The sequence below is a fragment of the Collinsella sp. AM44-11 genome, assembly GCF_003467145.1.
GTDB lineage: Bacteria > Actinomycetota > Coriobacteriia > Coriobacteriales > Coriobacteriaceae > Collinsella.
In genome coordinates this window covers 1-1,894 of the sequence record NZ_QSFE01000031.1, presented here as the reverse complement: position 1 = coordinate 1,894, position 1,894 = coordinate 1, and the positions used below count along the sequence as shown (strand labels likewise).

Here is a 1,894-nt window from a genome sequence, read left to right as displayed (position 1 = left end):
GCGCTGCATGAGCATGCCCTTCTGGCGCGAGGACCTCTAAGGTTTTCAAAGACCCGTACAGGTCTTACTACAAACATCTAGCTGCCATTAGATGTCTCCCATTGGGGCGGTGCGGATCTTTCGCACCGCCCCATTCATGTTTAATGACGCTAAATGAAGATCAGATAAGGTGGCCATGGATATCAAGACAATCGGTGTTGAGGAATGGCTCAACGTTTGGGAGAAGAGTGCTACCTGGGATATCGCTCAGTCGACGATCTCGTCGCTGACCATGGGCGAGCTTCGCGCACTGGACGAGCAGGACGGCGCCACGTTCTACGAGCGCCTGGATCGCGAGAAGATGAACTACGGCTGGATCGAGGGATCGCCGGAATTTAAGGCCGAGGTCGCCAAGCTGTATCGTCGCGATGTCAATCCCGATCACATTCTGCAGACCAATGGCTGCACGGGCGCCAACCTCAACGCCATCATGGCCGTTGTGGAGCCCGGCGATCACGTGATTGCCGAGTGGCCTACCTATGCGCCGCTCTACGAGATTCCGCGTACGCTGGGTGCCGAGGTCGAGTATTGGGAGCTCCGCGAGGAGCTCGGCTGGAAGCCCGATATCGAACAGCTCAAGCGCTCGGTGCGCCCCAACACCAAGCTCATCTGCATTAATAACGCATCGAACCCCATCGGTACGGTGCTCGATGCCGATACGCTCGGCCAGATTGCCGAGATTGCCCGTTCGGTGGGCGCCTACGTGCTGTGCGACGAGGTGTACCTGCCGCTCGAGAACACCGAGTCCTTTATGTCGATGGTCGACGTGTACGAGAAGGCCATTGTCACCAACTCGGTGTCCAAGACCTATTCGACGCCTGCGGCCCGCGTGGGCTGGGTCGTGGCCGACGAAGAGGTGTCCAACCGCATCCGCACCTATCGTGACTACACCATGATCTGCGGCGGCGTGTTCAACGACGCTCTGGCGACCTACGTGCTCGAGCACAGGGATAAGATCCTTGGGCGCAACCGTAAGATCGTGTTTGGCAACCGTGATATCGCTCAGGCATGGATCGATACGCAGCATCGTGTCTCCTGGACGGCCCCGCAGGGCGTGTCCACCTCGTTTATCCAACTGGATATTCCCGAGGACGACGAGGAGTTCTGCAAGCGCCTGTTGGCCGAGAGGGGAGTGCTGCTGGTTCCCGGTAGCCGCTTTGAGCTTCCCTGCGGCGCGCGCTTGGGCTACTGCGCGAGCGAAGGCGTTCTCCGCGAGGGCCTGAGGCTTCTGGGCGAGGCGCTGGCCGAGTTCGATCGCTAGCCCCTTGAGGCTTTCGAGGGCCTAAACCTTTCTGGGCCCTAGATATACCGAATGCAGACCCGCTCCCTTGGGGGCGGGTCTGTTTGTCTTTACCGCCGAAAAAATCAACTTGTTACAAATGGAGGCGCAAAGCAGACGGTGTATTCGATGGGCCTTATACTGAGCTTCCGGTGAACGGTATCCAACGTCTGGTAAACGGTAGCCTGTTTGTCAAAAATGAATAGGACGAACTTTTTTCTGAATAAAAATCAAAATGGTTGAGACGTAGCAAGAATTGCGAATTCTATTCATACCTTTGCGTGAAATATGCAAATCGAGGGTGGTTTAAGAAAGATTAGTTCCAATTGATTTTTCGGTTAAAAAGGCATTTAAGCACGTAAATACACTTTATTAAGTCAAAGTGTACCATGCGTGAAGTATATGTGTATGCCGTTCACCCCTCATATAAAACCGTTCGGGGGCGAGGTGGAAGTATGGACTGATTTTGGATATAAATATGTCGTCAGCAATAACGCCTCACACGGAGGGGCGCTAACGAATCGGCCCTGACAGGGGCCCGAAAGAAAGGTAGGAGGCCATGACGAAAGGTCTGCA

1 protein-coding gene is annotated in these 1,894 nt (G+C 55.1%); it reads left to right on the top strand.

All coding sequences use genetic code 11. The annotated features are described in order from the left end of the window. The first annotated feature begins 175 nt into the window (after positions 1–175). Complete coding sequence (locus tag DW943_RS10280; RefSeq protein WP_117862978.1) at positions 176–1,300, top strand: aminotransferase; 1,125 nt, start codon at positions 176–178, stop codon at positions 1,298–1,300. Positions 1,301–1,894 lie beyond the last annotated feature (594 nt).